Origin of the sequence: Campylobacter corcagiensis, from assembly GCF_013201645.1 — a bacterium.
Classification (GTDB): Bacteria; Campylobacterota; Campylobacteria; order Campylobacterales; family Campylobacteraceae; genus Campylobacter_B; species Campylobacter_B corcagiensis.
Genome location: NZ_CP053842.1, coordinates 71,642 through 88,196, shown reverse-complemented (window position 1 = coordinate 88,196; position 16,555 = coordinate 71,642). Strand labels below are relative to the sequence as shown.

The 16,555-nt window shown below is 31.4% G+C and carries 22 protein-coding genes; 8 read left to right on the top strand and 14 right to left on the bottom strand.

The features are described 5' to 3' along the window. Positions 1 to 24 precede the first annotated feature (24 nt). From CCORG_RS00485 to tig, 11 genes are all read right to left on the bottom strand, one after another. Positions 25 to 771: a TerC family protein gene (locus CCORG_RS00485; protein WP_034971392.1), complete on the bottom strand. Its 747-nt coding sequence runs from the start codon at positions 769 to 771 to the stop codon at positions 25 to 27. 195 nt (positions 772 to 966) lie between these two features. Then, positions 967 to 1,293 (bottom strand): tetratricopeptide repeat protein, encoded by a 327-nt coding sequence (locus CCORG_RS00480; RefSeq protein WP_025802382.1) that lies wholly within the window; start codon positions 1,291 to 1,293, stop codon positions 967 to 969. A 14-nt stretch (positions 1,294 to 1,307) separates the two neighbouring features. After that, complete coding sequence (locus tag CCORG_RS00475) at positions 1,308 to 1,628, bottom strand: tetratricopeptide repeat protein (protein WP_172658536.1); 321 nt, start codon at positions 1,626 to 1,628, stop codon at positions 1,308 to 1,310. A 14-nt stretch (positions 1,629 to 1,642) separates the two neighbouring features. After that, positions 1,643 to 1,963 (bottom strand): tetratricopeptide repeat protein, encoded by a 321-nt coding sequence (locus CCORG_RS00470; protein WP_172658535.1) that lies wholly within the window; start codon positions 1,961 to 1,963, stop codon positions 1,643 to 1,645. Between the two features lie 21 nt (positions 1,964 to 1,984). Beyond that, on the bottom strand, positions 1,985 to 2,788 hold the full coding sequence (locus tag CCORG_RS00465) for a transporter substrate-binding domain-containing protein (RefSeq protein ID WP_025802370.1): 804 nt from the start codon (positions 2,786 to 2,788) through the stop codon (positions 1,985 to 1,987). A 200-nt stretch (positions 2,789 to 2,988) separates the two neighbouring features. Beyond that, on the bottom strand, positions 2,989 to 3,564 hold the full coding sequence (purN, locus tag CCORG_RS00460; protein WP_025802368.1) for a phosphoribosylglycinamide formyltransferase: 576 nt from the start codon (positions 3,562 to 3,564) through the stop codon (positions 2,989 to 2,991). Further along, entirely contained in the window at positions 3,555 to 4,940 is a 1,386-nt protein-coding gene (locus CCORG_RS00455; protein ID WP_025802366.1) for a bifunctional ADP-dependent NAD(P)H-hydrate dehydratase/NAD(P)H-hydrate epimerase, read from the bottom strand. Before CCORG_RS00455 ends, purN begins: the two co-directional genes overlap by 10 nt. Beyond that, entirely contained in the window at positions 4,937 to 6,454 is a 1,518-nt protein-coding gene (locus tag CCORG_RS00450) for a YifB family Mg chelatase-like AAA ATPase (protein WP_025802364.1), read from the bottom strand. Before CCORG_RS00450 ends, CCORG_RS00455 begins: the two co-directional genes overlap by 4 nt. Beyond that, complete coding sequence (gene def, locus CCORG_RS00445; RefSeq protein ID WP_025802361.1) at positions 6,451 to 6,963, bottom strand: peptide deformylase; 513 nt, start codon at positions 6,961 to 6,963, stop codon at positions 6,451 to 6,453. Before def ends, CCORG_RS00450 begins: the two co-directional genes overlap by 4 nt. Beyond that, a complete protein-coding gene (gene clpP / locus CCORG_RS00440) occupies positions 6,960 to 7,553 on the bottom strand; it encodes an ATP-dependent Clp endopeptidase proteolytic subunit ClpP (protein ID WP_025802359.1) in 594 nt (197 codons plus the stop codon). The genes def and clpP overlap by 4 nt, the downstream gene beginning before the upstream one ends. Before the next feature lie 2 nt (positions 7,554 to 7,555). Further along, positions 7,556 to 8,890, bottom strand: coding sequence for a trigger factor (tig, locus tag CCORG_RS00435; RefSeq protein WP_025802357.1), 1,335 nt, complete (start codon positions 8,888 to 8,890; stop codon positions 7,556 to 7,558). Positions 8,891 to 9,023: 133 nt separating this feature from the next. Between tig and folE the strand changes: the two genes are divergently transcribed. The 8 genes from folE to CCORG_RS00395 all read left to right on the top strand — a co-directional run bounded on the left by folE (position 9,024) and on the right by CCORG_RS00395 (position 14,612). Further along, positions 9,024 to 9,602, top strand: coding sequence for a GTP cyclohydrolase I FolE (gene folE, locus CCORG_RS00430; RefSeq protein WP_025802355.1), 579 nt, complete (start codon positions 9,024 to 9,026; stop codon positions 9,600 to 9,602). A gap of 87 nt (positions 9,603 to 9,689) precedes the next feature. Further along, a complete protein-coding gene (locus CCORG_RS00425; protein ID WP_025802353.1) occupies positions 9,690 to 10,883 on the top strand; it encodes a NifS family cysteine desulfurase in 1,194 nt (397 codons plus the stop codon). Between the two features lie 13 nt (positions 10,884 to 10,896). Further along, positions 10,897 to 11,889 carry an iron-sulfur cluster assembly scaffold protein NifU gene (locus CCORG_RS00420; protein WP_025802351.1) on the top strand — a complete coding sequence of 331 codons (993 nt, stop codon included), beginning with the start codon at positions 10,897 to 10,899 and terminating at the stop codon, positions 11,887 to 11,889. Between the two features lie 352 nt (positions 11,890 to 12,241). Beyond that, complete coding sequence (locus CCORG_RS00415) at positions 12,242 to 12,460, top strand: hypothetical protein (RefSeq protein ID WP_172658534.1); 219 nt, start codon at positions 12,242 to 12,244, stop codon at positions 12,458 to 12,460. A gap of 19 nt (positions 12,461 to 12,479) precedes the next feature. Next, positions 12,480 to 13,271, top strand: a complete 792-nt coding sequence (locus CCORG_RS00410) for a DUF262 domain-containing protein (RefSeq protein WP_025802347.1) — start codon at positions 12,480 to 12,482, stop codon at positions 13,269 to 13,271. Between the two features lies 1 nt (position 13,272). Then, positions 13,273 to 13,650: a hypothetical protein gene (locus tag CCORG_RS00405; protein WP_161632377.1), complete on the top strand. Its 378-nt coding sequence runs from the start codon at positions 13,273 to 13,275 to the stop codon at positions 13,648 to 13,650. Continuing rightward, entirely contained in the window at positions 13,647 to 14,138 is a 492-nt protein-coding gene (locus CCORG_RS00400; protein ID WP_081755058.1) for an HNH endonuclease family protein, read from the top strand. Before CCORG_RS00405 ends, CCORG_RS00400 begins: the two co-directional genes overlap by 4 nt. 9 nt (positions 14,139 to 14,147) lie before the next feature. Further along, the gene (locus tag CCORG_RS00395) at positions 14,148 to 14,612 is read left to right on the top strand and encodes a P-loop NTPase fold protein (RefSeq protein ID WP_025802341.1); all 465 of its coding nucleotides are present in this window, start codon (positions 14,148 to 14,150) and stop codon (positions 14,610 to 14,612) included. A gap of 486 nt (positions 14,613 to 15,098) precedes the next feature. Here CCORG_RS00395 and CCORG_RS00390 read toward each other — a convergent pair whose 3' ends face one another. The 3 genes from CCORG_RS00390 to CCORG_RS00380 form a co-directional block, all read right to left on the bottom strand. Beyond that, positions 15,099 to 15,509 carry a hypothetical protein gene (locus CCORG_RS00390; RefSeq protein ID WP_025802339.1) on the bottom strand — a complete coding sequence of 137 codons (411 nt, stop codon included), beginning with the start codon at positions 15,507 to 15,509 and terminating at the stop codon, positions 15,099 to 15,101. Positions 15,510 to 15,614: 105 nt separating this feature from the next. After that, positions 15,615 to 15,857, bottom strand: coding sequence for a hypothetical protein (locus CCORG_RS08890; protein ID WP_232088137.1), 243 nt, complete (start codon positions 15,855 to 15,857; stop codon positions 15,615 to 15,617). A gap of 465 nt (positions 15,858 to 16,322) precedes the next feature. Then, positions 16,323 to 16,508 (bottom strand): hypothetical protein, encoded by a 186-nt coding sequence (locus CCORG_RS00380; protein ID WP_152534244.1) that lies wholly within the window; start codon positions 16,506 to 16,508, stop codon positions 16,323 to 16,325. Between the last annotated feature and the right edge of the window lie 47 nt (positions 16,509 to 16,555).

Sequence of the window (16,555 nt, the reverse complement as noted above, 5' to 3'; positions counted from 1 at the left end):
TTAGCCTAGTCAACTAGGCTAAATTTATTCTTTATTTTCTAAAGCTTTTTTCTTTTTATTTCTTATTGTGATATTTATCATCTCAACACCTAAAGAAAATGCCATTGAGAAATAGATATATCCTTTTGGTATGTGGAAATCCAAACCATCTGCTATTAAAGCAACTCCTACAACTATCAAAAATGACAGTGCTAGAATTTTAATCGTAGGATTATTATTTACAAAGCGGCTTATTGACCCACTTGCTACCATCATAAAACCAACCGCAACTATAACTGCAATAATCATAACCATAACATGATCAGCCATTCCAACTGCTGTAATAACGCTATCAAGTGAAAAAACAATGTCTAAAATCGCTATTTGAACCAAAACTGCACCGAAATTTGCAAATGTTTTACTATTTTTTTCATCATGAGTATCATCAGCCCCAGTCACGCTATGACTGATCTCTGTAGTGGATTTTACAAGTAAGAAAAGTCCACCAAGTATTAGTATAAGATCTCGCCCTGAGATTTCCATACCGCCAACACTAAATAGTGGCGAAGTTAGCTTCATAATCCAAAACAAGCTTAAAAGCAGTAAAATCCTAGTAATCATCGCCAAACCAAGACCGATTATCCTAGCTTTATCTCTTTGCCCTACTGGCAAACGATCACAAAGTATAGCAATAAATATAATATTATCAATACCCAAAACTATCTCAAGACCGATAAGTGTAGCAAGAGATATCCATGCCTCCGGAGAATATATCCAAGCGAAATTTAGCATTTCCATTTTTATCCTTAATTTTAAAATTTAGTAAGAATTTTATCAAGTTTGTATAAATGTAAAAGTAAGATGCTGCATTAACCAATAAAAATATAAATTAAATCTCTAATACTAAATTTAGAGCTTCAAAAACTACTTAATAAAATAAAAAATATCCTAGAAGCTCTTATTAAAGTAAATGTTTTATATCAAAAACTAGAAAGTATACCTATCCATCTTATCACAATTTTCAGGATCATCACTCTCATCACAAGCTTTTTCTACATAAATAATTGCTTCGTGTGTGCTATGCTTAACACCCTCGCCTTTATGATACATCTCTGAAATTGCAAAACATGACTTTGAAGCCCTGCCATCGCACCCTTTTTTAAAAAACTCAAGTGCTTTTTCAAATTCGCCCTTTTCATAGTGTTTAACACCTATATTATGACAAGCTTTTATATTACCAGCTTCACAATCTGCTAATTCATCAGCAAAACTTAAGCTAAAAAGTATTCCTAAAACCACAATAAATCTACTCATACCAATCTCCTAGCTCAGTATCTATCCATCTTATCGCAATTTTCAGGATCATCACTCTCATCACAAGCTTTTTCTACATAAGCAACAGCTTCACTAAAGCTTCTTTTTACGCCATTTCCACTGTGATACATCTCTGAAATTGCAAAACATGACTTTGAAGCCCTACCATCACACCCTTTTTTAAAAAACTCAAGTGCTTTTTCAAATTCGCCCTTTTCATAGTATTCAACACCTATATTATGACAAGCTTTTATATTACCAGCTTCACAATCTGCCAATTCATCAGCAAAACTTAAGCTAAAAAGTATTCCTAAAACCACAATAAATCTACTCATACCAATCTCCTAGCTCAGTATCTATCCATCTTATCGCAATTTTCAGGATCATCACTCTCATCGCAAGCTTTTTCTACATAGATAATTGCTTCATGCATACTTCTTTTTACGCCATTTCCACTGTGATACATCTCTGAAATTGCAAAACATGACTTTGAAGCCCTACCATCACACCCTTTTTTAAAAAACTCAAGTGCTTTTTCAAATTCGCCCTTTTCATAGTGTTCAACACCTATATTATGACAAGCTTTTATATTACCAGCTTCACAATCTGCTAATTCATCAGCAAAACTTAAGCCACATAAAAATCCCAAACATAAAATAATCTTTTTCATTAATTCGCCTTTCTAAGGTGATTAACCAAAAATTCTGTAAATATCATCTAGTAAGAAATACTTTTTATCAGCTGTTCCTTTGTAAAATGGATCTAGTGTATCTTCAAACGCTTTTTTGAAAAATCCCTCTTTGCTCAAAGTAATAAGTTCTTGATTTAGGGCATCAAGCAACTCTTTGTTACCTTTTTGAACTCCAATGGCATAATAACTTGATGTTCCTATTCCTGTAATATTTACTTCTAGTTTTTTATCTATAATAGGATAAGCTAAAACTATCAAGTTTGCACCAGCAAAAGCATCACCTCTTCCGGCTTTTAATTCACTATAACAATGAAACATATCATTACAACCCAATGTATTAAATCCAGCTTTTCTAAGATCTTTTTCAGCTTCAGTGTCTGTTTCAACTAAAATAGTTTTACCACGAAGTTGAGAGATATTTGCATAGTGGTCTTCAACTTTGGTTAAAACACCTGTATTTACAGCAAAATAAGGCATAGAAAAATCAACAAGTTTTTCTCTTTCAGGGTCTATAATAAACTCAGCTATCAATAAATCAACTTTATTATTTTGAAGCATTTCAATACGGTTGTGTGTAGTAACTTCTATAAGTTCAACTTTACCGTTTTCGCCCACTATATCTTTTGTAATGCGTTTAGCAAAATCAATGTCAAAACCAACAAAATTTCCATCTTCAACACTACTAAATGGTGGTTCATCCCCTAAAACACCAACCCTAATAACACCGCTTTTTTGAATCTCATCAAGAGAATTTCCAAAAAGAACTCCAGCCATTACACATAAAGATAAAATTATCTTTTTCATCATAACTCCTTATTAATATAAAATACATTATAAAATTTAAGGCGTTATTGTATCAAAAAAAAAGATAATATAACTCTATTTTTTATAAGATTTATGTAATTTTTATAAAACAAACACCATATTTTAGTTTGAGATTAACATTAGCGTTATTGTAAAATAAACTCTTTATTTAATATATTATTATTTTCATAATTTTTAGTTTACTTAGTTAAAATTTCAACTATTACTTCAGGAAGAATCTCGTGTTCTATGGAGTGTATTTTTGCTTCCCACTCTTTTAAACTCATATCTTTTTCTCTTTCAAAAGCTCTTTGTTTTATGATCTTGCCAGCATCTAACTCGCTACTAACATAGTGAACACTAACTCCACCTAACGCCATATCACTGTTATAGCTATCATTTATAGCATTTGCTCCTTTAAAAAGTGGCAAAATGCTTGGATGTAGATTAATAGCTAGGATTTGATCTGTAAAAACAGGGGTTAAAATTCTCATAAATCCAGCTAACACAGTTAAATCTATGTTAGCGTTAGTTATCTCTTTTACAAGTCTAGCATCAAAATCTTCGCGACTTTTAAAATCCTTATGGTTAACCACTAAAGTATCAAGTCCAAAATTCTTAGCTCTTTGTATCCCAAAAGCATCGCTTTTATTTGTGATAAGAAGAGCAACTTCAATCAAAACACCATTAAAAACTTTAGCGTGAACTTTTTCTAAAATAGCTTCTAAATTTGAGCCACTTCCACTAAATAAAACTGCTATTTTTTTTATAACCATTTTAACTCCTCTATAATATCAAGTGGATTTAACCCATATAAATTTGCTCTAAATTTTTGTGCTGCTAGACCATGAGCGATAACAGAGCTTATTGAAGCATTAAGTACGCTGTAGTTTTGAGCAAGAAGAGCTCCTATCATTCCAGCTAAAACATCACCACTTCCACCTTTGCTAAGAGCAGGCGAGCCAAAATTTGAAACAAAAAGCTTTTCATTTTGGACAATAATAGTATTTGCCCCTTTTAACACCAAAACACTTCTGAATTTCTCACTCCAAATTTGAGCGTATTTAAATCTATTAAACTGCAAATCACTAACACTAATATCAGCAATGTTAGCTAATTTTAACAAACTAACAAACTCCTTTGGATGTGGTGTTATAACAAAATTTTCATCTAAAATTTCTAAAATTTCACTTCTGTAGCATAGATCTGCATCAATAACAACTTTTTTGTTAGTTAGTTCTTTTAGATCGAATTTAGCATCCCCTAGTCCTGGTCCTATAACTACGCATTTAGCATCTTTAAATGAGCTTTTTTGCATTAAAAATGGTGGCAAATTTAATATATATTCACTACTAACTAAACTAACAAGCCCAGTACCAAAAGCATTTGCTGCCAATCCAGCCATAATGCTTGCTCCACTCATCTCTCCACTTGCTATATAAAGATGACCAAAATCGCCTTTGTTAGTGTTTTGTTTGGTTCGGTTTGGAAGAGTTAAATCGCTTTTTTCTAGCAAATAAAAAGGTGATTTTTCACTTTGGAATTTAGTTTTACTAACACCTAAATTTGCTACTTTTATCTTTCCAACAAAATCTTTAGCCAAATCTCCAAATAAACCAAGCTTTAAAGCCCCCATTGTAACAGTATAATCAGCCACAAAAGCTACACTTTTAACGCCACCAAATTTATCAATTCCCGTTGGAATGTCAACAGCGATTTTAAGCCCTTTTTGAGAATTTAAAGTATCTAAAATTTCTACAATCTCGTTTGATAGTTCTCCATGAAAACCACTACCAAAAATGGCATCTATAAAGCAATCAAATTTAAACTCTTCTTTATAAGAAAAAATAAAATCTACACCCAATTTTTTTAAAATGTTAAGCTGAAATTTTGCCATGTCGTTTAGTTTATCACTAACTAACATAACACTAACTTCGTAATCTCCTGCTAATTTTCTAGCCACGCAAAGCCCATCAGCTCCATTATTTCCACCACCACTTATAACTAACAATCTTGAGCCTTTAGTTAACTTTTTTCTAACTAAATTCTCTATAGCATTTGCGGCATTTTCCATTAAAATAGCCTCATTTAGACCATAATATTGAGTTAAATTTTCGTCAAATTTAGCACTGCTTAGGTATAGATTTTTCATCCTAAACTCCTAACCCTAAAACTAAGGCTTTCTAAAATTTCACTTTTTCCTATGACTTCTTTTCCAGCCAAATCAGCAATAGTTCTAGCAACTTTTAAGCTTTTATTAATCCCTCTTTGAGACAAACTAAACTTTGATATAGCCATATCAAGAACGCTTTTAGCATCGCTATCAAGCAAGCAAATTTTACCCACATCTTGATCGCTAAGTTTTGCGTTTAGCTCAGTTTGTGCTCTTGTTTTTTGAGCTTTAAAAGCATACAAAACTTTTTCATACATCTCTTGGCTAGTTACGCTACTTTTATCATCTTTGCTAACTTCATCCATTGCCACATATAGATCAATGCGATCAAGCAAAGGCGCTGAAATAGTTGATTTGTAGCGTTTGATTTCCATTTCAGAGCACACACAACTTTGAGTTTTGCTAAAAAGATTTCCGCACGGACAAGGATTCATTGCCGCTGCAAAAAGAAATTTAGTTTGGTATTTGGTTTTTGAATTTACGCGAGATATTAGAATTCTATTATCTTCTAATGGCTCTCTAAGACTTTCTAAAATTTGCTTACCAAAGTGTGGAAGCTCATCAAAAAATAGCTCACCCCCATTTGCCAAAGCTACCTCACCAACTCTAGCTAAATTTGACCCACCACCAAAGATAGACCCTCTTGTAGAGGTGTGATGAGGGCTTCTAAATGGCCTAAGAGCTGAAAAATCAGCGTCTTTATTATCAAGACTTTCGTAAGCTGCGCTAAGCATAACCTCATCTATACTTTGTGGTGGCAAAATGTATCGTAAGCGTTTTGCACACATTGATTTACCACAACCCGGGCTTCCTTCATATAAGACATTATGAAATCCAGCTGCGGCGATTAAACTTGCTCTTTTTGCTCTAGCTTGTCCTTTTATATCACTAAAATCAAGCTCAAATTCTAAGTTAGGCACATAATTTTTACCTAAAATTTCAAGAGTATTAGCAAATAGCGGATGAGTGCCAACTACTTCACAACTCTTAGCAAACTCTTCATCCATAAAAAATTTAATTCCATCTTCTAAATTTTCAACTGCAAAAACTCTAAAATTTGGAATAGTAGCAGCCCTTAAAGCGATGCTTTTTGGAACGATAACTTTGGCACTTATTACTTGTTTACTTAAAAATAGCAAAACTGAGAATAAAGAATTTGTGCTTTTTACGCTTCCATCAAGTCCAAGCTCACCAAATACAAAAAAACTCTCATCAAAACTCTCTTTTTGCAAAGCAATAAGTATAGCTATAGCTAAATCAAAGTGGCTACCGCGCTTTGGAATATCTGAAGGGCTTAAATTTATGATGATTTTTTGAGGTGGAAATTTAAAATTTAGAGTTAAAAGTGCTGATTTAACACGGTTTTCACTCTCTTTTATTGTGGTATTTGCCAAACCTATTATATTAAAGCTTGGCAAGGCATTTAGAAATTTGGACTCTATATTTACAACTTGTAAGTTCCCATCAAAACTTGCACATTTTAGAGATTTCATTGCTTTTTAAGTTTTTCTTTATACTCTTTGCTAAATCTTTTTTTGTTTTTAAAGCTTATCTTTTCTATAAATAGATGTCCATTTAGATGATCTATTTCGTGCTGGATACAAACTGCTTTTAAGCCATTAGCGTCTAGCTGGCAAACTTTGCCAAAGCGATCTTGAAATTTAAGCTTTATAAACTCAGGGCGAGTTACTTCTTCAAAAAATTCAGGCACAGATAAACACCCCTCTTCATAGCAAATTTCGCCATCACTACTTAAAATTTCAGGATTTATTATCTCAAGAAGGTCAGCTTTATCTTGAATGCCATCTTCATTAGCCAAATTTACAAGCAGCACTCTTTTTGGAACACCAACTTGAATAGCAGCAAGTCCGATGCCTTTTTTAGCTATCATAGTTTCATACATATCGTCTAAAAATTTATGAAGCTTTTCATCAAATTCAGTAACTTCTAATGACTTTTCATAAAGCCTTTTATCTGGATATGTTAAAACTTCTAATATCATTTTTTAAGACTCTTATCTAAGACTTTATCTATTAAGCCATATTTTACTGCTTCTTCTGAGCTCATAAAAAAATCTCTATCGGTGTCTTTTTCTATCTTAGAGAGCTTTTGACCGCTATTTTTAGCCAATATATCATTTAATGTTTTTTTGATTCTTAAAATTTCATTTGCTTGAATTTCTATATCAGTTGCTTGTCCTTGAGCTCCGCCTAAAGGCTGATGTATCATGATTCTTGAATTTGGAAGAGCAAATCTTTTGCCCTTTGTTCCACAACTTAGTAAAAAAGCCCCCATAGAAGCAGCTTGACCAATACAAATCGTACTTACATCTGGAGCTATATAATTCATCGTATCATATATGCTAAGACCGCTTGTTACAACGCCACCTGGGCTATTTATGTATAGATATATATCTTTTTCAGGATCTTCAGCCTCTAAAAAAAGTAGCTGGGCGACGATAGCACTTGCTACATCATCATTTATCTCTCCAGCAAGCATTATAATCCTATCTTTTAAAAGGCGAGAGTAAATATCATAACTTCTCTCACCACGGCTACTTTTTTCAACTACATAAGGTATATAATAGCTCAATTTTACTCCCCTTTACTATCTTCTTTAGTCTCTTTTTTGTCCTCTTTTTTATCTTTACTGAAAAGATCTTTAAAAAGTTTTTCTTCTATTAAGGCCATTTTTACAGCTGGTAAAATTCCTTGATTTTTATAGCTTTCAAGATGTTTTTTTGGATCTATACCATACTGAAATGCTTCCATATAAACAGCTTGAAGAACCTCTTGATCAGCTACTTCAACATTTCTCTGTTTTGCAAGCTCATCAACGATAAATGTTAGCTTTACGCTTTTTTCAGCCTCAGGTCTAAACTCCTCTCTTTTGTTTGCCAAAGCATCTTTATCTTCTCTAAATTTCTCCATATCCTCTTTTGTGAAATCATTCCATGAATTTCTAAACTGAAGATCCATCTCCTGTTCTACGATATTTTTAGGTAGGTCAAATTTAAGCTTTTCTACTACAGCATCTACAAATTTTGGTTTTAACTCTTCATTTAAAAGCTTTGTAAATTTATCAGCTCTGATTTGCTCTTTTACTCTATCTTCAAATTTAGCTATAGTTATATTTTCATCACCTGGCATAAGTTTTTTAAGAGTTTCATCATTAAGCTCTTTTGCTGGATTTTTGCTTTGAATTTCATGAAGTTTTACTTTAAAAATAGCATCTTTTCCTGCTAAATGCTCTGCTCCATACTCAGCTGGAAAAGTAACTTTTATATCTTTTTCTTCACCAACTTTTAAGCCAACCATACCGTCTTCAAATCCTGGTATGAACTGATTTGATCCGATTTCTAAGCTATAGTTTTCAGCCTTACCGCCCTCAAATGCTTCACCATCAACAAAGCCTTCAAAATCAAATTTAGCAAAATCGCCTTTTTCTAAAACCTCTTTGTCGCTTTTTTCTAATGGAGCGATCATAAGCAATAGTTCATTTATCTTCTCTTCTATCTCTTTTTTCATAACTTTTGGAGTTGAGTACTCAGGAATGCTCTCCTCATAGCCTTTTGTATCAATTTCAGGTCTAAAAGAGATCTCAATTGATGCATCGATGCCATTTTCATTATCATCTAATTTAGCAAATGTTGGCTCACCTAAAATATCTTCACCTTTTTTATCTAGCTCTTTTAAGCCATCATTTATAGCCTCTTTGAAAATGTCTTGTTTAGCATCGCTTTCTAGCTCTTTAGCATATCTTTTTTTAACAACGCTAACTGGAACTTTTCCTGGTCTAAAACCAGCCATTTTAACTTGCTTAGCACTTTTTTTAGCGATCTCGTCAACCTTTTTATCTATAGCATCTTTTGCTATTTTTACATCCACTAAAGCATTAGCTGAATCTACTAATTTTGCTTTTACTTCCATTATATTCCTTTTGTTTTTTAGAAATTAATTTATTAATATATCTAAATTTAGCTTTATTTTTGTATAAAAAAAGCAAATTTATTACAAATAAAGCATTTTTGATATAATATTGCTCAAAATTTAAGGAAATTTAATGCAAAATCAAGAAAAATTTGAAAATTTAGTAAGACAGATGCTTGAAATTTTAGGTGAAGATACAGACCGTGATGGGCTAAAAAAAACTCCACAAAGAGTCTATAAAGCGATGAAATTTCTAACAAGTGGGTATGATATGGACCCAAAAACTGTGTTAAATGATGCTTTGTTTGATAGTACAAATAACGAAATGGTTTTAATAAAAGACATTGAGTTTTATAGTATGTGTGAGCATCACTTGCTACCAATAATAGGAAGAGTTCATGTGGCTTATATCCCAAATGGCAAGGTTGTAGGACTTTCTAAAATTCCAAGAATGGTAAATATTTTCGCAAGAAGACTTCAAATTCAAGAACAACTTACCGAACAAATCGCAAACGCCATACAAGAAGTTATCAAACCAAGGGGCGTAGGCGTAGTAGTTGAAGCAAGGCATATGTGTATGGAGATGAGAGGTGTTGAAAAAATCAACTCAACTACGACAACTTCAGCACTTCGTGGTGGTTTTATAAGCGATGCAAGAACAAGAAAAGAGTTTTTTTCACTTATAAATTCTCCAAAAGAGATGAGATTTTGATTAAATTTTCTAAATTTAGCTAAAATTTAAACTTTAGCTATAAAATTACATAAAAGATAAAGTTAGTCCTAATTAAAAAGGAGCAATATGAAAAAGGTATATTTAGACAATAACGCAACGACAATGGTTGACCCTGAAGCTTATGAAGCAATGCAGCCGTTTTTCTGTGAAAAATATGGAAACCCAAATTCACTTCACGACTATGGAAGCCAAATAAGTCCATATCTTAGAAAAGCAATGGATCAGCTATATGATGGCTTAGGAGCAGGTGATATGGACGATATCGTTATAACATCTTGTGCAACCGAGAGCAATAACTGGGTTTTAAAAGGGATATATTTTGATAAGATAGTAACTGGCGAAAAAAACCATATAATAACTACAAGTGTAGAGCACCCTGCCGTTGGGCATACCTGTTCGTTTTTAGAGCGACTTGGTGTAAAAGTTACAAGACTTGATGTAAATAGCGATGGGCTTATAAATCCAGATGATTTAAAAAATGCAATAGATGATAAAACTGCCTTAGTTAGCATAATGTGGGCAAATAACGAAACAGGGGCTATTTTTCCGATAAAAGAGTTAGCCGGTATCGCTCATGAAAGAGGGGTTTTATTTCATACAGATGCAGTGCAGGCTGTTGGAAAAATAAAAGTAAATGTGATTGACGCAGGAGTTGATTTTTTAAGTTTTTCAGCACATAAATTCCATGGACCAAAAGGAGTTGGTGGGCTTTACATTAAAAACTCACAAAAATTAACCCCACTTTTACATGGCGGTGAGCATATGGGCGGAAGAAGAAGTGGAACACTAAATGTTCCATATATAGTTGCGATGGGCAAAGCTCTTGATATTGCAAATAAATTTCTAACCTTTGAAGATAGTCATGTAAGAAGACTAAGAGACAAACTTGAAGATGCACTTTTAGAAATTCCAGATGTTACAGTTGTAGGAAAAAGAGAGCATAGAACTCCAAACACAATCTTAGCAAGTATAAAAGGCGTTGAAGGAGAGGCGATGCTTTGGGACTTAAATAAAGCTGGAATTGCTGCTTCAACAGGCTCAGCTTGTGCAAGTGAAACATTAGAAAGCAATCCGATAATGGAAGCAATTGGAGCAAGTGACGATTTAGCACATACAGCACTTAGACTATCACTTTCAAGATTTAATACAGAAGAAGAGATAGATTATGCTATAGAAGAGATAAAAAAAGCTGTCGTAAGATTAAGAAGTATATCAAGTTCGTTTGCTTATGCTCCTAAAGGGTATAAAAGCGGTTTATAATAAAGGATAAAAAATGGCAAAAAATGATTTAATAAGCACCTCTTTTTGGGATGAGTACTCACAAAAAGTTCAAGATAGGATGAACAACCCTAAATTTATGGGTGAAATCACAGAAGAAGAGGCAAAAGAAAAGGGTTGTAAGTTAATAGTTGCTGATTTTGGAGCTGAGAGCTGTGGGGACGCGGTTAGGCTTTATTGGTTGGTTGATGAAAAAACAAATATTATAAAAGATGCTAAATTTAGAAGTTTTGGCTGTGGTTCCGCTATAGCAAGTAGTGATACTATGGCTGAGCTTTGTATCGAAAAAACCGTCGATGAAGCTGTAAAAATAACAAATATTGATGTTGAAAAAGCTATGAGAGATGACCCAGATACTCCAGCTGTACCACCTCAAAAGATGCACTGTTCGGTTATGGCTTATGATGTTATAAAAGCAGCAGCTGCACAGTATAAAGGAATAGATCCAGAACACTTTGAAGATGAGATAATAGTATGTGAGTGTGCAAGAGTAAGCCTTGGAACGATAAAAGAAGTAATTAGACTAAATGATTTAAAAACAGTCGAAGAAATCACTCAATACACCAAAGCAGGGGGATTTTGTAAAAGCTGTATAAAGCCTGGCGGACATGAAAAAAGAGAGTATCACTTAGTTGATATTTTAGCTCAAACTAGAGCTGAGATGGAACAAGAAAAACTATCAGCTATCGCAGATGCTAAGACAAATCCTAACGCAAGTGATATGGCGTTTGAAGAGCTAAATGCAATTGGTCAATTTAAAGCCGTGGAAAATTTAATAGATAAAGAAATTCGCCCTATGCTTCAATTTGACGGTGGAGATCTAGATATAGTTGATATAAGAGAATCGGATGATTCATATATTGATATATATATCCGCTATCTCGGGGCTTGTAGTGGTTGTGCAAGCGGTTCAACTGGAACGCTTTTTGCAATAGAATCAGTTTTAAAAGAAAATCTTAGCCCAAAAATCCGTGTAATGCCTATTTAACTTAAAAATTTTTCTATAATTTTAAATTTTAGCCTTTTAAAAAGGCTAAAATTTTCAAAAACAATACATTCAAAAACCCTCTAAAAAAGTAAATATTATAGTTATGAATTTTTATTTATATACACAGATTTTTTAAGATTTTAGCTAATCTTAAAAAAGTAGATGATAAAATTGAAATATTATAAATCTTGAAAGGATTATGTGGTGTTAAGATTTTTTGTAATGATTATAGGTTGCATGGTGGTTTAAAGACAAACCAAAAAACGAAGAGATTGACTCAAACACTGGATTAGTTAGAATAAGACTTGGAAGGGCTTTTTTGACTGGAAATTCTAAATATTTATACTTAGAGATGGCAGATATTGTTCAAACAGATATAGAAAAGATTCCAGAGAAAAAAATAAGAAGAAAAGATAGCAATGGCAAACTAAATATTAAAACCATACCGGCAGTTTATCAACTTCATATGTTTCTTGCCGATGGAACTTATTACACCATATCATATGATGAAAAAGCAGATGCTGTAAGCGCTAAAACAGAGATAGAGCACTACTTAAAACGCAATGAGTAGTAGCATAAAAAGGATAAAAATGTCTAATTGTATAAGCGTAGAACTAATAAATCTAAAAAATTTATTAACACAAGATGGTAGAATTTTTGAAATTCCACTATTTCAAAGGCCATATAGCTGGAAAGAAGAGCAAGTAAATAGTCTATTAGAAGACATATTTCAAGAATATGAAAAAGCCATTTTAAATGGCAAGATAGAAGAAAGTGATGAATATTTTTGTGGATCCATAGTTTTATCAAAACAAATAAACAAAAAAGGATCAAATGAAGTTTTTGATATAATTGATGGACAGCAAAGGTTAATAACTTTTACACTTTTAGCATCTGCATTAAAAGATCTTTATTCTAATAGTAATAGAATGAATGAAGAGTCTAGAAATTTATTAAATCTTACTATAAAATCAAAAGAATCGAAAGATCCTTACTTCAGAATTTGGTTAAACAACAATCATCATACTGATTTTAAAAGTATTTTAGAACAATACTCAGCATCAAAAAAAGAAGAAAATAACTATTGGAAAAATAAAACATTTATAATGCAACATGAATTTATAAAAGAAATAAAAGATTTAAATATATTTATAAAATGGTTATATTATAATATAAAATTTAATCAAATAACTTGCGCCAATCAAAATACAGCTATTAAAATATTTTTAGTCTTAAATGATCGTGGTCTTAAACTTTTTCCCAGTGATATTTTAAAAGCAAATCTAATTTCAAAAACCACAAACAAAGATACTAAACTTGAGATTACACAATTGGGGAAATATTTCTCGCGAACTAGAAAAAATAGATCAAAACATAAATGATATGTTAATAATTTACACAATCTATCTTCGTGGAAAAAATACATCGAGAAGATACGATGAGGAACTTATGGGTTATATTGAAAATAAAGATATATCAAAGGTTATTGGAAATATCAAAAAATTTTCAGATAGCTATTTAAAAATTTATGAACTCAAAAATAGATACTTTTATCTACTTAAATATCTAAATCATTCTATTTATTATAGACTTATTTTAACTACTGCAAAACTTCACGAATACAAAGAATTTGATAAACTTTTGGAAATTTTAGTTGCTTGGTATTATCAAAATTGGATTGCTGGTGGAAATGCTGCTAGCATAAAACAAACTTCTATAAACATTGCAAATTCTATCAAAAACAAGAAAACTATAAAATAAAAGATTTTAAAGATCTAATAAAAGAAAATTTAGACAATTACCAAAGAACTACAACTTATAAGGAAATTTTAAAAAATGATATAAAAGATCGAAAATGGCTAAAGCCTATTTTAATTTTATTGGAATATTTTGCAACCGATGATATCTCTCCAAATGAGATTAAAATCAATAGAAAACTTCAAGTAGAACATATCCTGCCACAAAGAAAACCCAAGAAAAACCCACAAGAATTTACTGATGAAGAAAGAAAAGATTCTATTTATAAACTAGGAAACTTGACTTTACTTTATGGTAGAAAAAATATTCAAGCTAGTAACAAATCATTCTCTGAAAAAATGGAAATTTATCAAAATAAAGATGGCCTTAGGACTTGTTTTGAATCAACTCAAAGAATTTATCAATTCTATACGCCATGGAATCCAGATGAATTAAAAAATAGGCAAAACGAAATGATAAAAAAAATAAACGAAAAATTAGATATTTTTTAAAGAGCAAAGATGGCAAAAATAGTAGCAATGACAGATCTGCCGGCTGATGAAGATACTCTTGGCGTAAAGCCCTATATTGAGGGCTTGGCTGCTTTTATAAACAAATGCAGCACCCCATTAACAATTGCTATACAAGGCGATTGGGGTTCTGGAAAAACATCAATGATGGGTATGACAAGAGATATATTAAACAAAAAAATATATCCAGTGTGGTTTAATACCTGGCAATATTCACAATTTCATCTAGAGTCTGAATTAACTATATCTTTTATGAGAAAGTATGATGAAATCTCAAATGATTTAAATTTAAAAGGAGAAAAAATAACCACATCTGACAATCGTCCAGAAATAATGTATAAAAATATACATAGTTTTGGAAGAGAAGCTACGTCTAGAGATGAAAAACTCCTTGAAGAGATTGCTAAAATTTTGGATTATGCCAGTTATATTTTTAATAATAAAGAGAAAGATTAGCAAAAGGCTGCTTTCGTAGCCTTTTATTTAAAATATTTCACCTTCTTCTTAAATAAAGCTATAAGCAAATAGCCCCTTAGCAACGCCATCTTTAACTTTGAACTAAGTATTGATCTATAATTCTCTCTCCTTTAAAATAGTTATAATTTTTTGCATCTAGATCTGCTTCACAGTAGCCACTCTCTATCTCTTATAATTTATAATTATTGTTTCAAAACATATCAAAATTAGTTGTGTCAAAAAAGTACCATAACATTGCATATACTCATCTAGCTTACCACTCCAGACATAAAAGCAGTATCAAATTATCCTATATTTCTCTCCGTATCTATAAGAAAATATTCTTCATTTTTAGCATTTTGTAAACTCTTTAATTTAACCTTTACATAGCATTAAATTCACTTAGAAAAATGCTTTCACCTAGTATATTGTTATCTCAAAATGTTGAATTTGCATATAATGAATAATGCCTTTTTATGAAAATCTTTAAACATTAAAATAATCTCTAGCCTTAATAAAACCTTTTTCTAGCTCACCTTTAGATATCTTATGCTTGCCATTTACAACAGCATAATTTAAATCTTTAAAGCTAAAATTTGATTTAAACTCGTCTAAATAACTAAATAGCTCATCGCTATTTCCAAATATACCAAATACGTCTTTTATCATTTTCTCCTTTGAATATAATTTTTTCTCTATTTTAGAAAATTCACTAGCAAAATTTGCCTTAGTTTTTGTTAGTTTTGGAATCTCTACTGATGGGTGTAAACAAGGATTTATTAGAATTTTAGGCACATTTTCTAAATGAAGTGCATAAAAGCATCCAAAAGAAGATGCCACAACCATATCAAATTTTAAATTTGATAAAATTTCCATCGTTTCGCTATAGTTAAGCATGTTAAAATTTTGTTCTATAAACTTACCATTAAAAATTATCTTACAAAACTTCCAGTACTTCCGTTACAACTACCATTTAATACATGTATATATAAAACTCTCATATTAAACCTTTATCCAAGCTTCACTTTCGCTAATAGCTTCACCTTTTAAATCGCCACTTACATCAAAAGGGTAAATTTTGCCCAAAAAATGAGCGTTATATCCTGCTATGTCGCCAAACAAAGGTAGAGATTTTGTCATTTTATAATGATTTTTTAAAATATTTGAAATTATCTTTAGCTGAGTGTCTAAATTTTTAAAATATAGCTCTTTTAAATTTAGGCTTATATATCTTAATCTAAACATCATAGCTATTTTAAAAATAGGACAAGAGTTTCGTTTAAAATTTGTATCTATATAAGCGTAGCAATTTTTAAATTTAGCCCTTTCGTTATTTATAATCTTAGCTTGGTTTAGCTCGTCTTTAATATCTAAATTAAAAGCATTAGCAAGTTTAGTAACTAAACTCTCAGAACTATTTATATAGTCATAATAGCCATCATTTAAAAACTCATCTAAGCTTTTAGCATTAGCAACTTTTAAAATAGCTTTATTAAAGTTATTTAAACTATAATAGCCTAGTTTCTTAGCTAAATTTTTACCGTTTTGTAAATTTGAAAGATTTTTTGAATTGTTTGAAATACCATTTATTATCCTTTTTAAATTTTTATCGCCGATACATTTTTTGCGATTTTTAAGTTTACTGTGAAATTTAAGATATTTGAAATTTAAATAAATCTTAATCTCTTAATCTAAAAGAGATAGCCTAAACTATCTCTTTTTTCCCATAAATTTAGCAATATATGGAAGTATGAAATTTCTATCTATAAAGCTAAAAATAGCTGTGCTAAGACTTCCTTGCCTTAGCAAATTTAACTCGCTACTTATGGTATAAGTTGGGTCATTTTTTCTAAGTTTTAGCTTTGCCATCTCTATTTTATAGTCACTTTCTTTCATTTTGGATCTATTTTTTATCAAATTCAGCTTAGCATCCGTAAGCTTTC

What these genes read in the sequence shown, in the direction of transcription:
- CCORG_RS00485 (WP_034971392.1), bottom strand. Translation starts at nt 771, where the DNA reads ATGCTAAATTTCGCTTGGATATATTCTCCGGAGGCATGGATATCTCTT.
- CCORG_RS00480 (WP_025802382.1), bottom strand. Translation starts at nt 1,293, where the DNA reads ATGAGTAGATTTATTGTGGTTTTAGGAATACTTTTTAGCTTAAGTTTT.
- CCORG_RS00475 (WP_172658536.1), bottom strand. Translation starts at nt 1,628, where the DNA reads ATGAGTAGATTTATTGTGGTTTTAGGAATACTTTTTAGCTTAAGTTTT.
- CCORG_RS00470 (WP_172658535.1), bottom strand. Translation starts at nt 1,963, where the DNA reads ATGAAAAAGATTATTTTATGTTTGGGATTTTTATGTGGCTTAAGTTTT.
- CCORG_RS00465 (WP_025802370.1), bottom strand. Translation starts at nt 2,788, where the DNA reads ATGAAAAAGATAATTTTATCTTTATGTGTAATGGCTGGAGTTCTTTTT.
- purN (WP_025802368.1), bottom strand. Translation starts at nt 3,564, where the DNA reads ATGGTTATAAAAAAAATAGCAGTTTTATTTAGTGGAAGTGGCTCAAAT.
- CCORG_RS00455 (WP_025802366.1), bottom strand. Translation starts at nt 4,940, where the DNA reads ATGAAAAATCTATACCTAAGCAGTGCTAAATTTGACGAAAATTTAACT.
- CCORG_RS00450 (WP_025802364.1), bottom strand. Translation starts at nt 6,454, where the DNA reads ATGAAATCTCTAAAATGTGCAAGTTTTGATGGGAACTTACAAGTTGTA.
- def (WP_025802361.1), bottom strand. Translation starts at nt 6,963, where the DNA reads ATGATATTAGAAGTTTTAACATATCCAGATAAAAGGCTTTATGAAAAG.
- tig (WP_025802357.1), bottom strand. Translation starts at nt 8,890, where the DNA reads ATGGAAGTAAAAGCAAAATTAGTAGATTCAGCTAATGCTTTAGTGGAT.
- folE (WP_025802355.1), top strand. Translation starts at nt 9,024, where the DNA reads ATGCAAAATCAAGAAAAATTTGAAAATTTAGTAAGACAGATGCTTGAA.
- CCORG_RS00425 (WP_025802353.1), top strand. Translation starts at nt 9,690, where the DNA reads ATGAAAAAGGTATATTTAGACAATAACGCAACGACAATGGTTGACCCT.
- CCORG_RS00420 (WP_025802351.1), top strand. Translation starts at nt 10,897, where the DNA reads ATGGCAAAAAATGATTTAATAAGCACCTCTTTTTGGGATGAGTACTCA.
- CCORG_RS00415 (WP_172658534.1), top strand. Translation starts at nt 12,242, where the DNA reads ATGGCAGATATTGTTCAAACAGATATAGAAAAGATTCCAGAGAAAAAA.
- CCORG_RS00410 (WP_025802347.1), top strand. Translation starts at nt 12,480, where the DNA reads ATGTCTAATTGTATAAGCGTAGAACTAATAAATCTAAAAAATTTATTA.
- CCORG_RS00405 (WP_161632377.1), top strand. Translation starts at nt 13,273, where the DNA reads ATGTTAATAATTTACACAATCTATCTTCGTGGAAAAAATACATCGAGA.
- CCORG_RS00395 (WP_025802341.1), top strand. Translation starts at nt 14,148, where the DNA reads ATGGCAAAAATAGTAGCAATGACAGATCTGCCGGCTGATGAAGATACT.
- CCORG_RS00390 (WP_025802339.1), bottom strand. Translation starts at nt 15,509, where the DNA reads ATGCTTAACTATAGCGAAACGATGGAAATTTTATCAAATTTAAAATTT.
- CCORG_RS08890 (WP_232088137.1), bottom strand. Translation starts at nt 15,857, where the DNA reads ATGTTTAGATTAAGATATATAAGCCTAAATTTAAAAGAGCTATATTTT.
- CCORG_RS00380 (WP_152534244.1), bottom strand. Translation starts at nt 16,508, where the DNA reads ATGAAAGAAAGTGACTATAAAATAGAGATGGCAAAGCTAAAACTTAGA.